Origin of the sequence: Prevotella sp. SGI.167, from assembly GCF_050313615.1 — a bacterium.
In the GTDB taxonomy this organism is placed as follows: domain Bacteria; phylum Bacteroidota; class Bacteroidia; order Bacteroidales; family Bacteroidaceae; genus Prevotella.
The window spans coordinates 126,037-147,131 of sequence record NZ_JBNPLT010000003.1 but is presented as its reverse complement, the minus strand read 5'-3'; the positions used below and the strand labels follow the sequence as shown (position 1 = coordinate 147,131).

Sequence of the window (21,095 nt, the reverse complement as noted above, 5' to 3'; positions counted from 1 at the left end):
CCAGCTATTTCTAAAAAACAATTAATCACTAAACAGTAATCACTAATCACTATATTTACATCTCCAGCTTGGTCAGCATCCACTTCCCTCCTATCTTCTTGAAGGTAAGCAGCGTTTCCAACCCATTGGCGATGCCACGAATCACGAATATCTTCTGGCTGCTCTCAGTATATTTCTGACCGTAAATGATGTTGTAAATCATGCCAGAAGGCAACTGAGGCGCAAAGGCAGGCCATGTCTCCGGTTCGATATCGCCCGTCATCGTACTGAAATCATCATCAGGATCAGGACCGATAAACTTCACCGGATTATGCAGATGCTCTGCCTGAAAGGCTGAATCGGTAGCAAACGAACCGTAAAACTTCAGGAAGCTGGCATTCATGTTGGCATACATCGGCTTATAGTTGATGCTGGTCATCAACCACTGACCGTTGATACGGTTGAAGAGGAACTGCTGAACGGTATTGGTCTTATAGAACACCTTTTCTACCACCACATGGTCGATGGTAGTATCCTTCACCAAATTCATCTGCTTCCGGTTGTCAAAGATCAGCGTATAATAATCTTGACGCATAAAGAAATGTTCCATCTTCCACCGGCGTTTTTCTATCTGCTTGATCACTTTTCCGTTACGATAGACAGGCAACGGGAAGTGTACACGCTGCCTCTGAAGCTTACGACTGGCAGCAAAATTGAACAGGAAGTCGTCAAACAACTCGTCTGCAGCCTTAGGCATAGGAGTCTCCTCTATGAGCTTTTCGGTAGAGTCCATAGCCTGCGTGTCAGCGACTATCGTATCGGGAGCCACTGAATCAACAAGAGTAGCAGGCTTCTTATCCTTGCACCCCACAGAGGTGAAACAAACGATGGTAAGGACCGCTAACATTACTGTTATAAAAGATAGTTTCTTCATAAACTTATTAAATTTCTCAAATTTTCATTGCAAAAGTACAACTTTCTTTTGAGATATTTCATATTTTAAGCAAAAAATATTATCTTTGCACTCAAAATAGACAATTTAATAAGATATGTTATTAGAAAAAATAGAAGAACTCTTGAAAGAAGTGGATTCTTTGACTGCTCAGAACGCAGAAGAAGTAGAACAGCTTCGCATCAAGTATCTCAGCAAAAAGGGTGAAATCAATGCCCTCATGGCCGACTTCCGCAATGTGCCAGGCGACCAGAAAAAAGAGGTTGGTATCAAAATCAACGAATTGAAGCAAGCTACCCTTGCCAAGATCAACGGACTCAAGGATCAGATGGAAGAGGCTGACGCAAGCAGCGATGACATCGACCTGACCCGTACAGCTTATCCTGTGGCTTTGGGTACACGTCATCCATTGACTGTCGTAAAGAACCAGATTATCGACATCTTCGGCCGTATGGGATTCACCCTCTATCAGGGTCCTGAGGTTGACGACGACAAGCACGTGTTCACTATGCTCAACTTTGCAGCCGATCATCCAGCCCGTGACATGCAGGATACCTTCTTCATCGAGAAGACCAACTCCGACGATGTTACCAAGAATGTGATTCTCCGCAGCCATACTTCTGGCGACGAAGCTCACTATATGGAGACACACGAGCCACCTATCCGTATGCTCTGCCCAGGACGAGTATACCGCAACGAGGCTATCAGCGCCCGTGCCCACTGCTTCTTCCACCAGGTAGAAGGTCTCTATGTGGACAAGAACGTAAGCTTCACCGACCTCAAGCAAGTGCTCCTCACCTTTGCTCGCGAGATGTTCGGTGCAGATACAAAGATTCGTCTGCGCCCAAGCTACTTCCCATTCACAGAGCCTAGCGCTGAGATGGATATCTCATGCAACATCTGCGGCGGAAAGGGATGTAACTTCTGCAAGCATACAGGATGGGTAGAGATTCTGGGTTGCGGTATGGTAGACCCTCACGACCTCGAGGCTTGCGGCATCGACAGCAATGTCTATACCGGTTATGCCTTCGGTATGGGTGTAGAGCGCATCACCAACTTGAAGTATCGTGTCAGCGACCTGCGTCTCTTCTCTGAGAATGATACTCGCTTCCTGCGCGAATTCGAATCAGCTAAGTAACAACACATATTTAATATAGTATATAGGTTTATATGCTAACTCATCATTAGCGTATAGACCTATTTATTTTTAAACCTCAAAACATAAAGTTATGAAGAAATTTATGGTTAATGCAGTCATTGCAGTCTCTTTAGGCGCCATGACTCTCAGCTCTTGTATCGGCTCCTTCTGCCTTACCAACAACGTTTTGGATTGGAACAAGCGTGCTACTGACAACAAGTTCGTCAACGAACTGATTTTCATCGTCATCAGTCCAGCCTACGCAGTATGTTCTGTTGCAGACTTGTTCGTGCTCAACTCTATCGAGTTCTGGACAGGCGAAAAGGTGATTGCCAATGTCGGCAAGACCAAGGACGTAATGGGTAAGGATGGTCGCATGTACGCCATCAAGACATTGAAGAACGGTTATGAGATTACCGACCCAGAGGGTGAGAAATCATACTTCGTATTCAACAAGAAGAAAAAGAGCTGGTCATACAGCAAGGACGGCGATATCCGTGAACTCTTCAGCTTTAATGAGGATGGCAGCATCCAGGCTTGTTTGCCAAACGGCGAGAAGATGAACGTTCCAGCCGACGGGAATGGCCTTTTCCAGGTTCGTATGGCAATGAACGATGGCTTCTATTACGCATTTAATAAGTAAACTATAGAAAATCGATAAAGGGGTGTGCAGATATTCAAATCTACACACCCCTTCATTATTTCATATTTCCTTAAACTTTAAAGAGTTAACCTAATCCCCTCACAGCTTCTTCCAGCTGCAGAAGCGCCTGCTCCAGCACGCTTCTAGGCACTGCCACATTCAGTCGCATGAAGCCTTCGCCACCGGGACCAAACATCTCACCGTCGTTCAAGGCAAGATGAGCCTTGTCGATGAACAGATCCAGAAGCTGGTCATGAGAGAGATTCAAATCCCGGCAATTCAGCCATATCAGGAACGAAGCCTACGGACGGAGCGGACGGCCGGAATATTCGCCTTGCAGAAGTCCTCTACGAAGCGGATATTATCTTCGATATACGCCAGCATCTGCCTGCGCCACTCCTCCCCTTTCCGGAAGGCAGCAACTGTAGCAATAGGAGGATAGCAGCCATACCCGAATTGAAGGCTGTAACATGCTGTGCCCCGGTCAGTGCCTCGATGCGGCGTTCCAGGTTGATAACCGTAGGATTCTCCACACGCGAATAGTCCGGAGCCTTGATCTTGTCAGTAAAGGCTTCCGACATGATGGCTGCGTTGTCAAATTCGTAAGCCAGCGTATTATATACCGGAACGCTCAGCGAATCATAAGCGTCTCTGCGTTCGTATGCCACATGAATGGTCTGAGTCTGTTTCTTCATTTTCTATTAATCTCTCTTTTAATTTTGTATTTGCTATATTTTGGCTGCAAAAGTTCTAAAAAAATGCGATATAGAAATACCAAAGATTAGCTCTTTTATAATAAAAATCAACTTTCTTCGTTAAATACTACATGAAACAGAAATTTTTTATCATTATAATATGCCTGATTGCCACCCTGAAGATGATGGCACAGGAATTCACGCTGCAGGGTAGAGTCACCGATGATGACAACAACCCCGTAGAACTTGCCACGGTTTCCGTCGTAAGTCAGGGAAAGGTGGCTTTCACTTCGCTCAAGGGTGAATTCAGCATGCATCTGCATTCTGCCGACAGCGTAGCCGTCAAATTCTCGATGATCGGCTACAAGACCAAGGTGCGCATCCTGAGAAAGCCTAGAGGAAAGCAGACCCTCCAGGTGGTGCTACATACCGATGCCACGATGCTGGGCGACGTGAACGTGACAGGCGAGAAGATACAGTCTGACCAGACGCAGGAAATCAAGATCAAGGACATCAAGATGGCTCCTTCTGCCAACGGCAACGGCGTGGAAGGCATCATCCAGCAGCAGGCAGGCGTCAGCACCCACAGCGAACTTTCCTCGCAATACAACGTGCGTGGCGGTGCCTTCGACGAGAACTCCGTATATATAAATAATGTGGAAGTATACCGTCCGTTCCTCGTCCGAAGCGGTCAGCAGGAAGGCCTTTCCGTCATCAATCCTTACATGGTAGACAAGATTGGCTTCTCTACCGGAGGCTACGGAGCGAAATACGGCGACAAGATGAGTTCTGCACTCGACATCACCTACAAGACGCTGAAAGCCAAGGGCAAGAAGCCTGTAGTGGAAGGAAGCTTAGCAGCCAGCCTGCTGGGTACCGATGCCTATATCGGAATAGGAACCCGGAAGCTGTCATGGCTCAACAGCTTGAGATACAAGACCACCTCCTACCTCCTCGGTTCGCTGGAGACAAAGGGAGAATACAAGCCGAATTATCTTGACTATCAGACCTATCTGAGCTATCAGCCCAACAAGCGATGGAAGATAGACTTCATAGGATATATCTCTGACAATCATTACAACTTCGAACCGTCCGACCGAGAGACATCGTTCGGAACGATGGAGAACGTGAAGAGTTTCAGAGTATATTTCGACGGACATGAGAAAGACCGCTTCCTCACCTATTTCGGAACCCTCGGCATCACCCGGAACATCACCCGGAACACCAGTCTCTCGCTCCTGGGAAGTGCCTTCTACACCAAGGAACAGGAGAAATACGACATTCAGGGACAGTACTGGCTCGACCAGACAGAGACATCAGAGAACCTGGGCGTGGGAACCTATTTCGAGCATGCCCGCAACTACCTCTCTGCCCGCGTGATGAGCGCCAAGCTGATGCTGCGCCACAAGGTACAGAAGCACAACGTGGAGGCGGCTGTTACCCTGAAAAGGGAACATATCGAAGAGAATTCCATCGAATACGAGATGCGCGATTCTGCCGGATACAGCGTTCCCCACACCGGAAAGGACCTCTATATGATTTATTCCATGAAAGCCCGTAACGAGCTGAATGCCAACCGTATGGAGACCTACATACAGGACACCTACCGATTCTCGGGCGGTATTGCCGACAGCACCGGAAACGGACAGACGCATTACACGCTGAACTATGGTGTGCGCATGAGTCACTGGAACTTTAACCGCGAGACGATCCTGAGTCCACGTATCTCTCTCGCCATCATTCCGGCAAACCACGAGAACACCACGCTCCGCCTGGCAGCCGGACTATACTATCAGGCACCTTTCTTCAAGGAGCTGAGAGATACGACAACCGTCAACGGAGTGACCGTAGCATCGCTCAACGAGAAGATCAAGAGCCAGCGAAGCATCCATTTCATCGCCGGTTACGACTACCGTTTCCGCATGAACGACCAGCGGTTCAAGTTCTCTGCCGAGGCTTACTACAAGGCATTGAGCAACATCGTACCTTATTCCGTCAGTAACGTGAAGGTAGTATATTACGGTCAGAACGAGTGCAGCGGTCATGCAGCCGGACTTGATTTCAAGCTCTATGGCGAGTTTGTACCGGGTACGGATTCCTGGCTCAGTCTCTCGCTGATGGATACGAAGATGAAGCTCAACGGCAAGAGCATCCCTCTGCCTACCGACCAGCGCTATGCGGTGAACCTCTTCTTCACCGACTACTTCCCTGGCAGCAGGAAATGGCGCATGTCGCTGAAGCTTGCCTTTGCCGACGGTTTGCCTTTCGCAGCCCCTCACAAGGAGTTGGAGACCAACAGTTTTCGTGCCACCGCCTATCGCCGTGCCGACATCGGCATGAGCTATCAGCTGCTCGACAACGGCCGTCACGAGAAGAAGACCTTCCTGAAGAACGTAACGCTGGGCGTAGACTGCCTCAACCTCTTCGGCATCGACAACGTGAACAGCTACTACTGGGTAACGGATGTAACCAACCAGCAGTATGCTGTGCCTAATTATCTGACAGGCCGCCAGCTCAATGCCCGTGTTCTCTTGGAATTTTAGAACCCAAAAGTGGAGATTTTTCACAATATTCTAAATATTTAACCGTAGATAGTTCGCTATCTGCGGTTTTTTTCGTATCTTTGCGCCCGAATTATGTGGTGACGGCCCGTTCCCCACCCCATCTATTCAGAAATACATTCTATAAAGAATAAAGAAATAATACATAATAATCAATTATGAGCAAACAAGTAGAAAAGATTAAGGAGCTGATCGCTAAGCGCGAACAGGCTCGTCTTGGCGGTGGCGAGAAGGCCATCGAGAAGCAGCATGCACGTGGCAAATATACCGCTCGCGAGCGTATCGAAATGTTGGTAGATGCCGGCAGTTTCGAGGAGTACGATATGTTCAAGTTGCATCGTTGCACTAACTTCGGCATGGAGAAGAAGCAGTACCTCGGTGATGGTGTGGTAGCCGGTAGCGCTACTATAGCCGGCCGTCTGGTTTACGTATATGCTCAGGACTTCACCGTAAATGGTGGTTCACTCTCTGAGACTATGGCACAGAAGATCTGCAAGGTAATGGATATGGCTATGACTATGGGAGCACCTGTTATCTGCATGAACGACTCAGGTGGTGCCCGTATTCAGGAAGGTATCTGCGCCCTCGCTGGTTACGGTGAGATCTTCGAGCGCAACATCCTCGCTTCTGGTGTCATCCCACAGATTTCTGCTATCATGGGCCCTTGCGCCGGTGGTGCCGTTTACTCTCCAGCTCTGACCGACTTCATCATCATGAAGGAGCAGACTTCTTACATGTTCCTGACTGGTCCTAAGGTTGTAAAGACCGTAACTGGTGAGGACATCGATGCAGAGCACCTCGGTGGTGCATCTGTACATGCAACCAAGAGTGGTGTAACCCACTTCGCTGCAAAGACAGAGGAAGAGGCTATCGAGATGATCAAGAGCCTGCTCTCTTTCATCCCTAGCAACAATACAGAAGAGGCTCCACGCGTAGAGTGCACAGACCCTATCGACCGTATGGACGATACTCTGAACGAGATTATCCCTGAGGATCCTAACCAGGCATACGATATGTATAAGGTGATTGGCGCTGTTACTGATAACGGAGAGTTCTTCGAGGTTCAGCCTAAGTTCGCCAAGAACATCATCACAGGTTTCGCCCGCTTCAATGGTCAGAGCGTGGGTATCGTAGCCAACCAGCCTTCAGCTTACGCTGGTGTACTCGATGTTAACGCTAGCCGCAAGGCAGCACGCTTCGTCCGTTTCTGCGATGCATTCAACATTCCTATCGTATCTCTCGTTGACGTACCAGGATTCTTGCCAGGTACAGGTCAGGAGTACAACGCTGTCATCCTCCACGGTGCACAATTGCTCTACGCTTACGGCGAGGCTACCGTGCCAAAGATTACTATCACATTGCGTAAGAGCTATGGTGGTAGCCACATCGTGATGGGTTGCAAGCAGTTGCGTGCCGACCTGAACTTCGCTTGGCCATCTTCAGAGATTGCCGTAATGGGTGCCAGCGGTGCCGTTGCCGTTCTCTGTGGTAAGGAAGCTAAGGCTAAGAAGGAAGCTGGCGAGGATGTAAAGGCATTCCTGGCTGAGAAGGAGCAGGAGTATACTGACAAGTTTGCTAATCCATATCAGGCAGCTCAGTATGGTTACATCGATGACGTCATCGAGCCACGCAACACCCGTTTCCGCATCTGCCGTGGTTTGGCTCAGCTCGCAACCAAGCGTCAGAGCTTGCCAGCTAAGAAGCATGGCTGTATGCCAATGTAATTTTCAATTAAGAATTTATAATTTATAATTAATAATTGGAGATTCAGAAAATGGATAAGAATATTTATGCTGCGATTGCCATGGCTCTCTATGAGTACCAGGGCAATAACGTACACGACAAGGAGCCTGGCATCATCACAATCAAGCCACGTCAGACGATGTGGAACGCCAAGTTCTTGAGTTTAACAGCTAAACCATAAAGATATAGAAATGAAAGAGTTTAAATATACAATTGACGGAAAAGAATACAAGGTTCAGATTGACGCTGTTGAGGGCAACATCGCAAGCGTGAACGTGAATGGCGAAGCTTACAAGGTTGAGATGGAACAGGAGGCTGAGCCAGAGAAGAAGAAGGTAGTGCTCGGTCAGCCAGCAGCTGCATCTGATGATGCTGAGGCTACTCCAGCTGCCAACGTAAATACAGCCAACGCTGTGAAGGCTCCTCTCCCAGGTACTATCACCAGCATCGAGGTAGCAGTTGGTCAGGAGGTGAAGGCAGGTGACACTGTTGTCGTTCTCGAAGCTATGAAGATGCAGAACAACATCGAGGCTGAGAAGGATGGCAAGGTTACAGCTATCTGCGTAAAGCCTGGTCAGGCTGTACTCGAAGAGGATGCTCTCGTGGTTATCGAGTAAATCAAGAATTTGAGAATTCGAGAATTATACTTCCTGATTCGGAAATTGATGATTCGGGAATTTATAAAGAATATCAAAGGTCGCAAGCTGTTAATTGTTTGCGACCTTTTTCTATACTGCTGTATGAGCATAAACTGCTATACAAAGTAATTTTTTACAAAAAAAAAGACATAAAGTACAATAAAATGATAGATTTAACAGAAGAACAGATAGAAAGATACAGCCGCCACATCCTCCTTCAGGATGTAGGCCTCGAGGGGCAGGAAAAGCTCCTCAATGCCAAGGTGCTCATCATTGGTGCCGGAGGATTGGGTTCCCCAGTTGCCCTCTACCTCGCTGCGGCTGGCGTGGGACATATCGGTATCGTGGATGCCGATGTGGTTGACCTCAGCAACCTGCAACGACAGGTCATCCACCAGACCAAGGACTTGAACACCCCTAAGGTGGAAAGCGCCAAGGAGAAGATGATTGCCATCAATCCTGATGTGGAGGTAACAACCTACCATACCTTCCTCGCCTCAGACAATGCCGAGGAAATCATCAAGCCATGGGATTTCGTCATTGATTGCACCGACAACTTCCCGGTGAAGTTCCTTATCAATGATGCCTGCGTACGTCTGGGCAAAGCTTTCTCGCATGGCGGCATCCTGAGATTCCAGGGGCAGACCTTCACCCATCTTCCAGGCACGGCTTGTTACCGTTGTTTCTTCAAGGAGCCACCTCCAGCAGGCGCTGTTCCTACCAGTAGCCAGGCAGGAGTCCTTGGTGCCATCGCCGGTATGCTCGGAACCATTCAGGCAGCAGAGGCTTTGAAGTACTTCCTCGGTGTGGGCGAACTGCTCACCGACCGATTGCTCACCTTCGATGCCAAGACGATGAACTTCCGCACCATCAAGGTAAAGAAGCGTGCATCCTGCGAAATCTGCGGCGACCACCCTACCATCGATCATCTCATCGATTACGAGCAGGCTGCGTGTGATTTGAAACACCACTAAGATTTAGTGATTATTTTCGAATAAACACATATAGCAAAAAGCAAAGTCACATTACCCAGCTCTATCAGCTAGGTATTGTGACTTTTTTTCAGAAACACCAAAAGCCCAACAAAGAACAAAAACCTTGATTATAAGATACTTTATAAAACATTTCTCCCATTTTTCTTGCATGATTCAGATAATAATCGTAAATTTGCAGCAGATAAAATACGCAAGCTTATGAAAGAGAAAAGATATACATTGCCAGAAGAGCAGAAAGATGCAGCTTTCGCAGCAGAGCCTGCACCAGCCTATCACGGAAATGCCGCCATAGCACTTCCCGAGGATGAATGTGCAGAAGAAGATATTGACTGGAACAAGATTCCTGTTGGCTGGCATCCGGCTAATGAAGAAGAAGCCATGGCTAGGATTGAAGCTATTGAGGCGGAATATGAAAGGACAGGCATTAGCTATAGTGTAGAAGAGTTTTTCAATAAACTAAACGAAGAACGAACATGGCTAAAGTAACACTACGCAATAGCTTTCTTCAAATTTATAAAGAAACAACCGACTATAGTTATCAAAACTTTGGTCGACTTTGCGTTCAAAGATTTGACGAAAGCTTGCAAGCAATAATAAACAGACTTTGCAAACATCCTCTTTCTTCACCCAGAGAGCCATTGCTTAAGCGATTCCACCGCCCTTACCATAGTGCGATTATCAAGGAGAATTGGAAGATTATCTATCGCTACGACGAAGCCAACGACCTCGTCATTTTCGTAGATTTATGGGATATGAGAAGAAGTCCTAGATATCTGATCAGACAATTCAAAAGAAAACTATAAAGGAAAAAGCTTATGAAGGAGAAAAGATATACATTACAAGAAGAGCAGCCGACTCCTATTGGCTGGCATCCGGCTAATGAAGAAGAAGCCGTGGCTAGGATTGAAGCTATTGAGGAAGAGTATGAGAATGGGCAATATATTGATGCTGAAGAATTTGAAAAAGAACTAACGGCACAATACCCGTGGCTAGAAGATTGGAAACGTTCTATCAGTATAGAAGATTTTAGAAAGAACTGCAAGAATAAACTGAATAAGCTTTTTCCGTAACTTTTCTCCCGTATTCCTTGCACTATTTTTGCAGCGACATAAATAACAATATAATTAATAGGAGGATAAAATTATGGCAAGACCAATTAGAGAAACGCCAATATTATATGGCAAAGACACCGAACGCTTTGTTGAAGAAATGAAGCGTGTAGAGAGTTTAACTCCTGGACAGCGCAAAGCTAATAGAGAAAAGCTACAAGCTGAAATCGCTGTTCTTGACAAAGAATGGAATTTAACTTATAATGCACTTCGAGGATGAAAATAGAACATCTTTCCTTGGAACATCAAATAAATACATTCGACTGTGGGGACTCTGACTTAAATGATTTCTTACAGAATGATGCAATTCTATTTTTTGAAAAAAGAATTGCATCAACTTATGTTCTAGAAGACATGCGCCCTGCAAGGGCAAAAGCTTCGTATAATATTTTTACTCCTAGCAAGCATTCATAAATACTTCGGGATTAGTTTATACGAGTTTCCGAAGCTTACACTCCAGTATTACAGCAGACTCTCTATTAACCATTAAATCATATAATTCCTGGTCTATTTCTGCATAAGCAAAACCATCGCGCAAAGACTTTAAGCTAGAATAAAACTTCCTTTCTTTGCCGTTCTCATTTTTTACCAATCGCCAAAAGGATTCATGCTGCAAATGATAATAGGGATTCTCTATGCTACATTTAAAAGGATAACTATGAGGAATATCCATAGCCAATCCCTCTGCAACAAAAATACTACCACCTGTATTCTGTTCACCAATATACAATCTCCATAACCTTTTAAACTCCCCAACCAACTCACTTGAAAGAACGATATGATTATCTTTTATGGTACCTCGCTGGCAAAGATTTAAAATAGCCAAGAGCAAAAGGGGCTTATGCGGAGCTTTTACGCCCCGCATAAGCGCTCTTTTCATCTTTTCAAAAACACCCAGATAATAGTCTATATCTTTATCCATTATCAAATAAGATGAGTAACCTTAATTTTCTTCCAATGTTTGCCGATACCAAGGGTCATAGCCTGGGTATCCTTGGTTATCAGTTCACCCTTCTGCAAGCCAGCAATAGTTTGCTTCAGCTCCTGGAGAGCCATGCCACTCACACCAAACAAATCCTTCAACACTCCATCATTCTGTTGCTGTTGCTTCATAATGAGAGGATATTGGGCATTGGCATAGAAATCAAAAGAGGCTTTCTTAAACGAATCCATATTCTGTGTAGCAAGGATGATGCTCATGCCCTTGTTTCTACCCACAGCTATCAAGTTCTGCAAAGGCTTGTTCTCGAAACCAAGCATATAGTGAGCCTCATCGATTATGGTGAAATGGCGCAGCTCCACCCTATCCTCATTCTTTGCCTGTGGAGGCAATTGCTCATAGATATTGTTCAACTTCGATGTCACGAAATATACGATAGCCTTTGCCATGATACCTTCCTTGTCAAACTTTCCTAAGTTGATAATATAACAACCTTTCACCAAATCTACCTTGTCTTCCTCTGCAAAAATATTATTCAGAATCAACTGGTTTAAGACTGATTTTACACTATCCATATCACCCTGTTTCTTCTCGGGCATCAACATCGTATAATGATCAAAAACTTCCTGAAAGGTGATTGGTTTCTGGTTCTTCGCCTTGTAGGCTTTGATGATAGCTTCGCTCAGTCTGTTATCCATCAAAGCACCAATCTTAGCGGAAGATATAGCACAGATGGCATTTGCCAAGGTCGTGGAATACAGGTGGATTTCATTGACAGGTCTGCCAGTAAAGTCCTTGAACGGAGTAAACGGCAAAGGTTTCTCCATCGGATTCAAGATGGCAGAGGAATCGGTCTCAAACTTCGACAGCCAATCGGCATGGGCAGGATCAGAGAACTCCCCCTTGTAATCGAACAAGAGAAAGTTGACAGGATAGTAGGTATCAGCCGATGCCATTCTGATTTGATTGATGAGGACAGCTAATAAGTTTGACTTACCCGAACCAGTAGTTCCTGCTATCAATATCTGTGTATTTGAAATAGCAGTACTGTTGATGTCTAAAGCCGCATCCATTCCATCCTCATACTGACCGATATAAAGATTCAACTCAGGAATATCCATCAACGACTTTCCACCTCTCAACGGAGAGAAGTGCAGCCATTCATCAATACCACCTTCTTCCATCAAGATACTCTTACCCCTCATCATTTCGCTAAAAAGCACCTTGCTCAGAAAAGTAGAATTCTGCCAGTCGGCATCAATATCACTATAACGCATCTTGATAAGAGCCACGAAGACCTCCTTTATATTTGACTTGGTAAAGAAAGAACCACCCAATGGCTGCATACCTGCAGAGGTTTGCAATTTCTCTACCTTTGACTTACTTCTTGGTGTCTTATCGCTCAATCCAACAAGAAGACAGATTCGCATAACCGTAGTAAAGTTCAATACTACAGGGCGAACCATATCTGAGTAATCCGAAAGGTTCAGTTTCTGCTCGATAGCATATTTCACTTCTTCAAGCAAATCATGAGTTTCTTCCAGAATTCTCATTCCCTCAAGTTTTATATCTTGTACATTCATTTCTACTAGAATTCGTAAGTTTGTAATCCAAAGTAATCATCGCTGACAGTAGTACACTGCCTTTCCTGGTCTCTATGCAAAGTATAGGTTCTTGCCACATAAGCCACTATCTTCTTGAAATCAGTCTCTGTCGTTATTTCCGTATCAGTACTTAACAGGATGGTTTGATGAGCCAAATCCGGGAAATAACGATTGATGATAACTTCACGACTCTCCTTGTCAAGAACACCCATTACAGTATCTATCATTACAGGAGGGTCGTAATCACCCAGTTCATACAGGACTTTCAGTAACACCTGCATCACAGTTTGCTTGGCACCAGCATTCAACTGACTCAGATAAATTTCATTACCATTCTTGTGGAATATCTTGAACGAGATTTCCTCCGAATCATCTGCCGAAAGCTCTACCCTACCGATGTAACCAGCATAAATCACCAAGTTGATGTTCAACTGCTCCTTCATCATACGCTCGATACTTGCCTTCTTCGACTTGAGTAACTTACAGGAAAGCGACTTGAAGAAACCAGGCAGTTTGCATAACATATCATACTGAGGATCTGGCACTTGTGGCATATCATAATCGTAAGTAGAAATCTTCCTCTCCATTTCCTTGATAGCATTCTTCTGTTCCACGATTTTTGCCTTCAATTCCTCTATCTTCCTGTCATTTTTTTCATAGAGTTCGATGATGCTGTAATCGTGACCAGTCAAGGCGCGTTTATATTCTTCCAATTGTTCCTGTTTCTTTGGAATATCCGCCAACTCTAAGTTTAAGCTTTCACGTCTCTCATCCAGCGAAAGATAAGGATTGGAATATGATTGCTGAACCAGGTTTCTCAACACATTGACATCAGCATCACTCAGAAAACCATATTTATCATTATAATCATCGCTGTTGTCTTGCTCACATTTGATTTCTTTAATAATCTCGGCAATAGAAACCTCGCCTACCTGCGGATATTTCTCCTTAAGCAATCGTATTACATCCTGGGTAACCTTTTCTATCTGTTGGTCATTGAGGATATTACCCCTTGCAGAAGCCACCACCTCCTTCTCGTTCAGAATAAGTTCCACCTCTGTACTGATGCTATTGGCAACCTTTGGCATGATTACTTTCCACTCTAAATCTTTGGAGATAGCCTCAGCATCCTGTCTATAGTCCTTTTCCTTCTGATAGAAGCTGTTGATGTTCTCCTCTATCTGATGCATTTTGTCACGAATCACATCATCCGAGTTCCGTCCCTCCTTCAGTTGCTCATACTGCTGCTTATGTTCATTGGCATAGTTCAATGCCTGATTATAGGCATCGATCAGACTTGCCACATCCCTTTCCATCTCCACCTTCTGTTTGGTCAGTTTCAAGTATTCGGCACGCAGGTTTTCGTTCTCCAAGCGTTCTGCCTTCTTCTCATCAAGATAAGCCGAGGCTGCATTTTGCAACTGAGTGTATTTATTGAAACCCATCACCGAATTGATGTTCTTCATGATGAGCTTGTTGATTTGTTCTTCCTTCACGAGGTCGGAAGTCTTCATAGCATCAAAGAGGAAATAGTTGCTCAATTCAGCAGGCAGATTGGCAGAGATAATCTTGTTGACTATCGCTTCATTGGTGCTGCGTTTGATAGCCGTTGAACCAGAACCGTAAGGATAACTGTTACCATTCATATTGAGCACGTTGCTCTCCTGTATCCTGCCATCCACAAACCGATAGGCACGACGCAACCGATAAGGCGTTTCTTGCCCCAAAACCATCCCAGAGAAAGTAATCTCCAGCATGATGGTCTTGCCTTCTATACCGCTCTCGTTCTTTACCCCCGAATTGAAGATTTCCTCAAACTGTCGTTTGTTGGATATCTTCAATCCATAGAGTGCAGAATAGATGGCATCGAAGAGCGTAGTTTTTCCACAACCATTGGCACCACCTATCAAGATGATGGGACGGTCGCTCGTTACCTCTAAGTTTAAGTCCAACTTTCTGTAGGTCTTATAATTCTCTATGTAGATACGCTTCAGTTTCATTACTTCTTAATTTCTTTGAGAGCCTTCTTGAGTATTTTCGTCACCTTCTTTTCCTCAAGACTTGACTCATTTTGGTTATTACGCTCTTCATGGAAAGGCTTGAGGATATAATCCTTGAGCCATTCCGCATCTATACCCTCCGATTGGCATGCACTCTCTATGAGTTGCATGTCTTCCTGCCTGATTCCATAGTTCAGGAATGTTCTGTCCAAGCTTTTCTTCATACCTTATTATATATGATTACCTTATTATATTATAGGGTTTCAAGATGCAATGCCGACCACCCATCTATATTGTCTGTGTTCTCGATAATGCCTCCAGGATAATACCAGTTGCTCGTACCCTCGTCTTTGATGAGCACGCCACCCACAATCTTCTTGCCTGTAGCTTGATAACTGGAGATGTAATCCAAGAGGGCATTGTTCTTTTCTGGCGCATCCGCATCGCTGCCCTTGGTTTTGGTGTCGAAGAGGCAGATGGTACCCGACTTCAATCTGACGATGAAATCCACATAGAAACAACGTTTTCTACTCCCCGAATCCGTATAAGGCACGGCGAAATGCTGCTTTCCCTCGTCTCCATTCTTGTACCACCACTCCACATATTCCATCTTGTCATCCAACCAACGTGCAAACTCTTGCTCAGGTCTCGATGCCGTAATCTGCTCAAAATAAGGATACAAGGCATGGTTGAAGATTTCGCCTTCCGTAGTTCTCACCATTGCCGCATTATAGAGACGAGTCTCCGGTACTTGCCATACAGACTGCTGATATTCCATCGATACCTCCTTGGCATTTCTCTTCAGCGTAGCCTCGTAGGTAACCAACGCCTTGCGTATCAATTCCTCGAAGCGCGGACGGTTCTGATGATAGAGCACCACCTTAGGCACATCCATCGAAAAGACTTGCAGGTATTCCTCCAAGGCACTCTCGATGGCTCCTTGCAAGACTGGCGTACTGTCAAATTTGGAGAACCCACCCACATTCTTACGGCAGAACAGCGTAAAGAGATTCTGCAATTCTGATGCGTTCAGAGCCAACCTTGCCTTGTCTGTTATTTCCACGATGCCCGAATCACCCGTCAATGGGGTGTCCTTCGGGATAGCCACCAAGATTCTTGATACATCGGTCTGCACACCATGTCGCTTGGCATTGTAGCGATTCAACTTGATTTTGGCATCCATGTCTGCCTCCTTTTTTTTCGCCTCGTCCGCATTCTCAGCCTCACCATCATCCTCAAAGAAATCTTCTGCAGAGAAGAGCAACAACGGGTTTTGTTCCCATTCCCGTTCCATGGTCTTATAGAAGATGCTGCGGAACTGGGAGCCCAAGCGGTTTCTTGTTGCCCCATGCTTATCCGTATAATAAGAACGGAGCGTGATGTTCGGCAAGTCTTTCTTGCGATTGGCGTAGAGGGTGCTGATATAGTTCATGTCATCTCCCACAATGCTAATCATGTCAGCCGAAAGGTCGGTATAAACATAACCGTAGTTCAGAATGTCGTTCTTATAAAAATGCTGCTCTGGCATTCGGAGTATTCGTCCCACGGTCTGCGTGGTAAAGGTCATGCTCTGCAATTCTCTGAATATCAGAAGAACGGATGCACGAGGACAATCCCAGCCCAAGGCTATGGCTTGCTTGAACAGCAACACCTCCGTAATATCATCAGGCTGAGTGATATTCTGAAGATTGGGCGATTTATCCTTTGATAGCCATACTGCCAACCTACCATTTGCCACGCTGATGTCGCAAACCTGTTCTAAGTAGGCTTGCATCTCTTCGGTGATGGTCTTGTCCTTCGAAGACATAGACTCGCTGCTATCATTAGGCAACTGAATGAGCAATAACGGATTGATGCCATATTCCTTGTAAGCCTCAGCCAGTTCCTTTCGCTTTTCGAGAGCCTTCTTCAAGAGACGCTGGTTAACCGTAAGCTCTGACTGTTCCTTACTGCTCTTTACATTCGGATTCAGTTCAATGCCCTTCTTAATCATCTCTTCATTGATTACATCTTGGCGTTTCACAAGAACCGCATGATAGCTTTGGGTGACTGGTGTTGCTGATACCCGAAGTTCTATGTGTGGCTGGATAGCTTGCAATACCATCTCGCTTTTCTTGGCATTACGTCCGGCAAACATGTGTTCCTCGTCTATGATAACCACCACTGGCAGATGCTGCTCTATCTTGGTCTTCCGTATCAGTTCATAGAGCGTGCGGTTCTGCTCATTGTCACGAATCATGACGGCATTATCCTTATTGATACTCTCCCAGTTTAAAAAGAGCACATCGCCAGGATGCAGACCATCCACATGATCACACTCATCAAACATAACAGGACGCAACGACCTTCGTTCACTAAAGAAATTGCGCATGGAGCGATAACTCTGCTGATGCAACTTGTTAGGAGCAATCCAAACCCATGCTACACGAGAATATCGGCACTGCCCATTCATAGGTAGGTCACGAGTCAGCTCATCCAGCAAGGTACTCACCATCACCGTTTTTCCTGCTCCTGTTGGAGCCTTGAATATCAACTTTTGGCGGTCTTCAGAATCATTGAGCATGTCAATCATCTTCTGTTTCAGTTCACGCACCGCCTTTTTCTGGTAATCTCGTAGTTCTATCATTTTCGTTACCTCCTTAGTCTATGATGTCATTAGTAACATTATCTTCTTTCTCCTTCAACACATAATCATAGTCATCGCTGAGAGCTTCTTTCACAACCTCCTCGTTTTGCATGGCGAGTGCCTCGTTTTGCTGAAACTCTTTCATCATAGCCTCACTATACTTTTGCTTTGGCAGAATATCCGTTCCACCTTCTAAAGCTTGCAAGAAAGCATCTGGCATGGCACACAGTTCTATAACAGGCATGACTTTATGGAATTCGTCCTCATAAGCGTATGCGCCATCACTATAAACATAAACCTTCAAAGGATTCTGCTTGGTCGCAACCTCAGCTATCATCGGAATGATAATACTGACTACACGCTCGTCGAGGACAACAAGCATCTGTCCAGCCTCATCCTTAAAATAGCGCAAAACGTTCTTCTTAAATTTCTTGCCTCCAAATGTTTCTTGCTCTTTATAGATATTGTTCTTGATGCAGAGAAGGTCAACGAGAGAAGCCATCAATGCTCGACGACTCTTACTGCTGCTTTGGTCACGAGGCACAAACTCCGTTTTATAATAACGAAGATTATTGCGAGTCAAGCCAGGGACTTCTTCACCTTTCTGATTCGTATAACCATTAATGACTCGTTTGTTTCGCTCGTAGGTTACTTTTTCGCAGATGTTATTCTCGTTGTTGGTCACTAAGATACATTTGCGATGGCCGCCGTCTTCTGAGTTCAATTGCATCGTTGCGTGGAGAGTAGTGCCTGAGCCAGCGAAGAAGTCGAGGATGGTTGCATTTTTATTTGTCCTTACGGATATTTCAAGTAATTGCTTAACGAACTTTGAAGGTTTTGGAAAATCAAAAGTACGTACACCAAATATGGAAGTTATTTCTGCGGTACCTTGTGCTGTATTGAACGCATCTGAAGTAATCAAATTCCGAAAAGGAAAACTGCGGTCTATTGGATTACCAGAATTGTCAACCCTTGAATATCTCTTATTATAGACATTCCATATTCCCTTCGTCTTTTTGAAAACAATAAAATCATGTTCTATGCCCCATCGAACCTTTGTCTTACTCCAAAGATAATTCCATCCCTCCATTGATTTTTCACAACCTCCACCAGGATAGCGCAATGTACCATCAGGCATTTCTATCGGAAAATTTAAGGCATCCGAGTAATGTCCAGCAACTCGCCGCCTATCTAATTTATCCAAAGAATACTTTCCTCTCTCCATTTCATACTCATCAGTAAATTTAAACGCATCTTCTGAGGACAAGACCCCATCAAATTGACAATACTCTTTATGCGCACAATAAACAAATACATACTCTGTTACTGTTACTATATCAGTACCTGTATTAGAACCTGCTGTTGATTGCCAAACACACTTTGCTACAAAATTTCTTTCTCCAAATATTTCATCACAAAGCAATTTCAAATCAGCCTGTTCATTATCATCAATAGAAATGAATATTACTCCCTTTTCCGAGAGCAACTTTTTGGCGATTCTCAATCGTCTATCCATAAACGACAACCATTTGGAATGGCGATAGCCATCCTCTTTATCAACAAAAGAGTCGTTGTAGATAAAGTCTTTATTACCAGTATTATAAGGAGGATCGATATAAATTACATCAATCTCCCCTGCATAAGAATAAGTAAGAGCAGCAAGAGCATTGAGGTTATCACCTTCTATCAACACATGGTTAGGCGAACCTTCTGGCGCAGAATCCAAACGCTTGGTGGCATCCTCAACAAAAACAGGAAGTTGGTCTTGCATTTCATCCCATGCTTCCTCAGAACTCTCCTCCCACACAAGTCCATAACGTTGCTTATCGTTGATAGCAGCCAACAAGTCGTGCTTCAAATCTTTATCAATCTGAAGCTCATTTATCTGCTGGCGCAAAGCTTGCAAATCTATTTTCTTTGCCATATCGGTGTCTCCTAGCCCTATAAATATGCTCCACCGATTCCCTAAGCAGAGAAGATTGTTCGTGTTTGTAATGGCTATGATAAAAAGAAAAGCGTAGGAATCATATTACTTATCCTTGCCAATTGAGGTCCTGGAAAAACCTATGAGAACAAGGATTGAAGCAATAGACACCTACGCCAAGCTTGCATATATTGATAGCACAGGACGCACCCTCTCCATACGAATGGAAAGGGCACACCTATGCCTCGCGTATATACACGATGAGTAGCCGTCCACCGCAGCCTTCCTCTGTCTCTCATTTTGAAATTTTCCAGGTTTCAATTGAACAGAAGAAAACGTCAGTACACGTCTTTCTTATTAAAATAGGCCAAGCCATGGACTTTTATCTAGCCGGCTACTCATCGCCAGCCATCCACAGCAAGACAACTGCAAAAGTAATAAAAAGAATTGGGATTTGCAAGAAAATCGGAAAGTTTCTTGCAAATCCCAAGGATATTTTTTATTTTAAAATAATTTTCTCGTTCGAAGGATGGCGTAACGAGAAACAACTTGCGTTATCTTTGTTTGTAAAGCAGAAATCACATAAACTAATAATGTCCATTCCTATTACAACATCATAATCTTCACTCAACGTTAACATCGCTTCTACGTTTAACGCTGTTGTTCCTGTCGGTAAGCCTAAATGAACCAAAAACGTTTCACGTTTCTCTGTTGTTGTATTATCTGAGACCAAGCATACACCATAAGGCTTTAGTCCCAAATCATCAACTACCTTTTGAGATATAAGCGTATTAGTCGCCCCTGTATCCCACATGCAATTAGAAGAGCGAAATATCTTAGGCACAACAATACTCTCATTCATTTCTACAGCCTCACAGACTGCTATTGGCGTCAGAATGGCATCTACCAATCCCTTGCTTTCAAAATTATAAGCTGCCATTCAAAACCTCCAACAAATCGCCCTCATACATTTGTGGTCTAGTATGCTTCTTATCATCCATAAAACGAACCACACGTACATAGCCAGAGCGACAAACCTTCGACTTTTCCTTCTTGGAACAATCAAAAGCGTTCTTAAAATCTATAGTAATCTGCTCCATAATTATTTGGACTTTAAATTAAACATCTATTTAACAGTGCAAAATTACATATTTTCCTATAAATAAGACTATTAACACGCACCTTTAACAAAATATTAACATAACTGCAGTCCTTCCTCTTCTACATTATTATAAAAGGGACTACCCTTTTTGCTGTTCCAATCCTTCATCGAATACACTATCGGGTGAATCATCTGATTGATTTGCCATCCCAATTCCCAAAGAGGATAGGTGTAATTATCATGATCCTGCTCATCTATCTTATCCTTGTTCAAAAGCACAAGGATGTCCCAGTCGGAATCTGCTTTAGCATCCCTTCTAGCCCTTGACCCGAAAAGGATAACCTTGGCATCTTTCGGCATAATCGACTCCGCTTTCTTCTGAATCGACTTGAGTACCTCATCTTCAAGATGTTCCCTTGTTATTGTCGTCATAACACTATCATTTA

General features: G+C 44.5%; 21 protein-coding genes and 2 pseudogenes. 11 read left to right on the top strand and 12 right to left on the bottom strand.

Annotation, left to right across the window (positions count from 1 at the left end; all coding sequences use genetic code 11):
- Positions 1-55 precede the first annotated feature (55 nt).
- Complete coding sequence (locus ACQRBJ_RS02930) at positions 56-913, bottom strand: DUF4348 domain-containing protein (RefSeq protein WP_295348455.1); 858 nt, start codon at positions 911-913, stop codon at positions 56-58.
- Between the two features lie 115 nt (positions 914-1,028).
- Here ACQRBJ_RS02930 and pheS point away from each other — a divergent pair, with 115 nt between their 5' ends.
- Both pheS and ACQRBJ_RS02920 read left to right on the top strand, forming a co-directional pair.
- Positions 1,029-2,069 carry a phenylalanine--tRNA ligase subunit alpha gene (gene pheS, locus ACQRBJ_RS02925; RefSeq protein WP_294970414.1) on the top strand — a complete coding sequence of 347 codons (1,041 nt, stop codon included), beginning with the start codon at positions 1,029-1,031 and terminating at the stop codon, positions 2,067-2,069.
- A gap of 91 nt (positions 2,070-2,160) precedes the next feature.
- Positions 2,161-2,712: a DUF3332 domain-containing protein gene (locus ACQRBJ_RS02920; RefSeq protein WP_441932421.1), complete on the top strand. Its 552-nt coding sequence runs from the start codon at positions 2,161-2,163 to the stop codon at positions 2,710-2,712.
- A gap of 85 nt (positions 2,713-2,797) precedes the next feature.
- Here the strand turns inward: ACQRBJ_RS02920 and ACQRBJ_RS02915 are convergent.
- Positions 2,798-3,153 (bottom strand): annotated as a pseudogene (locus ACQRBJ_RS02915) (cystathionine beta-lyase); the annotation flags it as partial.
- Positions 3,117-3,407 (bottom strand): annotated as a pseudogene (locus tag ACQRBJ_RS02910) (PLP-dependent transferase); the annotation flags it as partial. The pseudogenes ACQRBJ_RS02910 and ACQRBJ_RS02915, both read right to left, overlap by 37 nt.
- A 131-nt stretch (positions 3,408-3,538) precedes the next feature.
- On the opposite strand from ACQRBJ_RS02910, the gene ACQRBJ_RS02905 reads away from it, so the two are divergent.
- The 9 genes from ACQRBJ_RS02905 (at position 3,539) to ACQRBJ_RS02865 (ending at position 10,673) form a co-directional block, all read left to right on the top strand.
- Positions 3,539-5,950 (top strand): TonB-dependent receptor, encoded by a 2,412-nt coding sequence (locus tag ACQRBJ_RS02905; RefSeq protein WP_445302807.1) that lies wholly within the window; start codon positions 3,539-3,541, stop codon positions 5,948-5,950.
- A 176-nt stretch (positions 5,951-6,126) separates the two neighbouring features.
- Complete coding sequence (locus ACQRBJ_RS02900) at positions 6,127-7,692, top strand: acyl-CoA carboxylase subunit beta (RefSeq protein WP_296995949.1); 1,566 nt, start codon at positions 6,127-6,129, stop codon at positions 7,690-7,692.
- A 50-nt stretch (positions 7,693-7,742) separates the two neighbouring features.
- On the top strand, positions 7,743-7,892 hold the full coding sequence (locus tag ACQRBJ_RS02895; protein ID WP_176425588.1) for a hypothetical protein: 150 nt from the start codon (positions 7,743-7,745) through the stop codon (positions 7,890-7,892).
- 10 nt (positions 7,893-7,902) lie between these two features.
- A complete protein-coding gene (locus ACQRBJ_RS02890) occupies positions 7,903-8,328 on the top strand; it encodes a biotin/lipoyl-containing protein (protein ID WP_022120280.1) in 426 nt (141 codons plus the stop codon).
- A gap of 185 nt (positions 8,329-8,513) precedes the next feature.
- Complete coding sequence (locus ACQRBJ_RS02885; RefSeq protein WP_153082033.1) at positions 8,514-9,323, top strand: HesA/MoeB/ThiF family protein; 810 nt, start codon at positions 8,514-8,516, stop codon at positions 9,321-9,323.
- A 219-nt stretch (positions 9,324-9,542) separates the two neighbouring features.
- Positions 9,543-9,830, top strand: coding sequence for a hypothetical protein (locus ACQRBJ_RS02880; RefSeq protein WP_264911934.1), 288 nt, complete (start codon positions 9,543-9,545; stop codon positions 9,828-9,830).
- The gene (locus ACQRBJ_RS02875; RefSeq protein WP_119236508.1) at positions 9,818-10,147 is read left to right on the top strand and encodes a type II toxin-antitoxin system RelE/ParE family toxin; all 330 of its coding nucleotides are present in this window, start codon (positions 9,818-9,820) and stop codon (positions 10,145-10,147) included. Before ACQRBJ_RS02880 ends, ACQRBJ_RS02875 begins: the two co-directional genes overlap by 13 nt.
- A gap of 12 nt (positions 10,148-10,159) precedes the next feature.
- Positions 10,160-10,414 (top strand): hypothetical protein, encoded by a 255-nt coding sequence (locus tag ACQRBJ_RS02870; protein ID WP_445302806.1) that lies wholly within the window; start codon positions 10,160-10,162, stop codon positions 10,412-10,414.
- 73 nt (positions 10,415-10,487) lie between these two features.
- On the top strand, positions 10,488-10,673 hold the full coding sequence (locus ACQRBJ_RS02865; RefSeq protein WP_445302805.1) for a hypothetical protein: 186 nt from the start codon (positions 10,488-10,490) through the stop codon (positions 10,671-10,673).
- 210 nt (positions 10,674-10,883) lie between these two features.
- On the opposite strand, the gene ACQRBJ_RS02860 is transcribed toward ACQRBJ_RS02865, so the two are convergent.
- The 9 genes from ACQRBJ_RS02860 to ACQRBJ_RS02820 form a co-directional block, all read right to left on the bottom strand.
- Positions 10,884-11,375, bottom strand: coding sequence for a hypothetical protein (locus ACQRBJ_RS02860; RefSeq protein ID WP_441932425.1), 492 nt, complete (start codon positions 11,373-11,375; stop codon positions 10,884-10,886).
- Between the two features lie 2 nt (positions 11,376-11,377).
- Positions 11,378-12,976 carry an ATP-binding protein gene (locus ACQRBJ_RS02855; protein ID WP_441936195.1) on the bottom strand — a complete coding sequence of 533 codons (1,599 nt, stop codon included), beginning with the start codon at positions 12,974-12,976 and terminating at the stop codon, positions 11,378-11,380.
- A 5-nt stretch (positions 12,977-12,981) separates the two neighbouring features.
- Positions 12,982-14,997 carry an AAA family ATPase gene (locus tag ACQRBJ_RS02850; protein ID WP_441936193.1) on the bottom strand — a complete coding sequence of 672 codons (2,016 nt, stop codon included), beginning with the start codon at positions 14,995-14,997 and terminating at the stop codon, positions 12,982-12,984.
- The gene (locus tag ACQRBJ_RS02845; RefSeq protein ID WP_119249270.1) at positions 14,997-15,221 is read right to left on the bottom strand and encodes a hypothetical protein; all 225 of its coding nucleotides are present in this window, start codon (positions 15,219-15,221) and stop codon (positions 14,997-14,999) included. Before ACQRBJ_RS02845 ends, ACQRBJ_RS02850 begins: the two co-directional genes overlap by 1 nt.
- A 29-nt stretch (positions 15,222-15,250) precedes the next feature.
- Positions 15,251-17,623 (bottom strand): DEAD/DEAH box helicase, encoded by a 2,373-nt coding sequence (locus tag ACQRBJ_RS02840; protein ID WP_445302804.1) that lies wholly within the window; start codon positions 17,621-17,623, stop codon positions 15,251-15,253.
- 13 nt (positions 17,624-17,636) lie between these two features.
- A complete protein-coding gene (locus ACQRBJ_RS02835; RefSeq protein ID WP_445302803.1) occupies positions 17,637-19,547 on the bottom strand; it encodes a site-specific DNA-methyltransferase in 1,911 nt (636 codons plus the stop codon).
- 499 nt (positions 19,548-20,046) lie between these two features.
- Entirely contained in the window at positions 20,047-20,487 is a 441-nt protein-coding gene (locus ACQRBJ_RS02830) for a retroviral-like aspartic protease family protein (RefSeq protein WP_153137694.1), read from the bottom strand.
- Complete coding sequence (locus tag ACQRBJ_RS02825; protein WP_153088385.1) at positions 20,474-20,647, bottom strand: hypothetical protein; 174 nt, start codon at positions 20,645-20,647, stop codon at positions 20,474-20,476. The genes ACQRBJ_RS02830 and ACQRBJ_RS02825 overlap by 14 nt, the downstream gene beginning before the upstream one ends.
- A gap of 95 nt (positions 20,648-20,742) precedes the next feature.
- Positions 20,743-21,081, bottom strand: coding sequence for a nucleotidyltransferase domain-containing protein (locus ACQRBJ_RS02820; RefSeq protein ID WP_217326432.1), 339 nt, complete (start codon positions 21,079-21,081; stop codon positions 20,743-20,745).
- Positions 21,082-21,095: the final 14 nt, after the last annotated feature.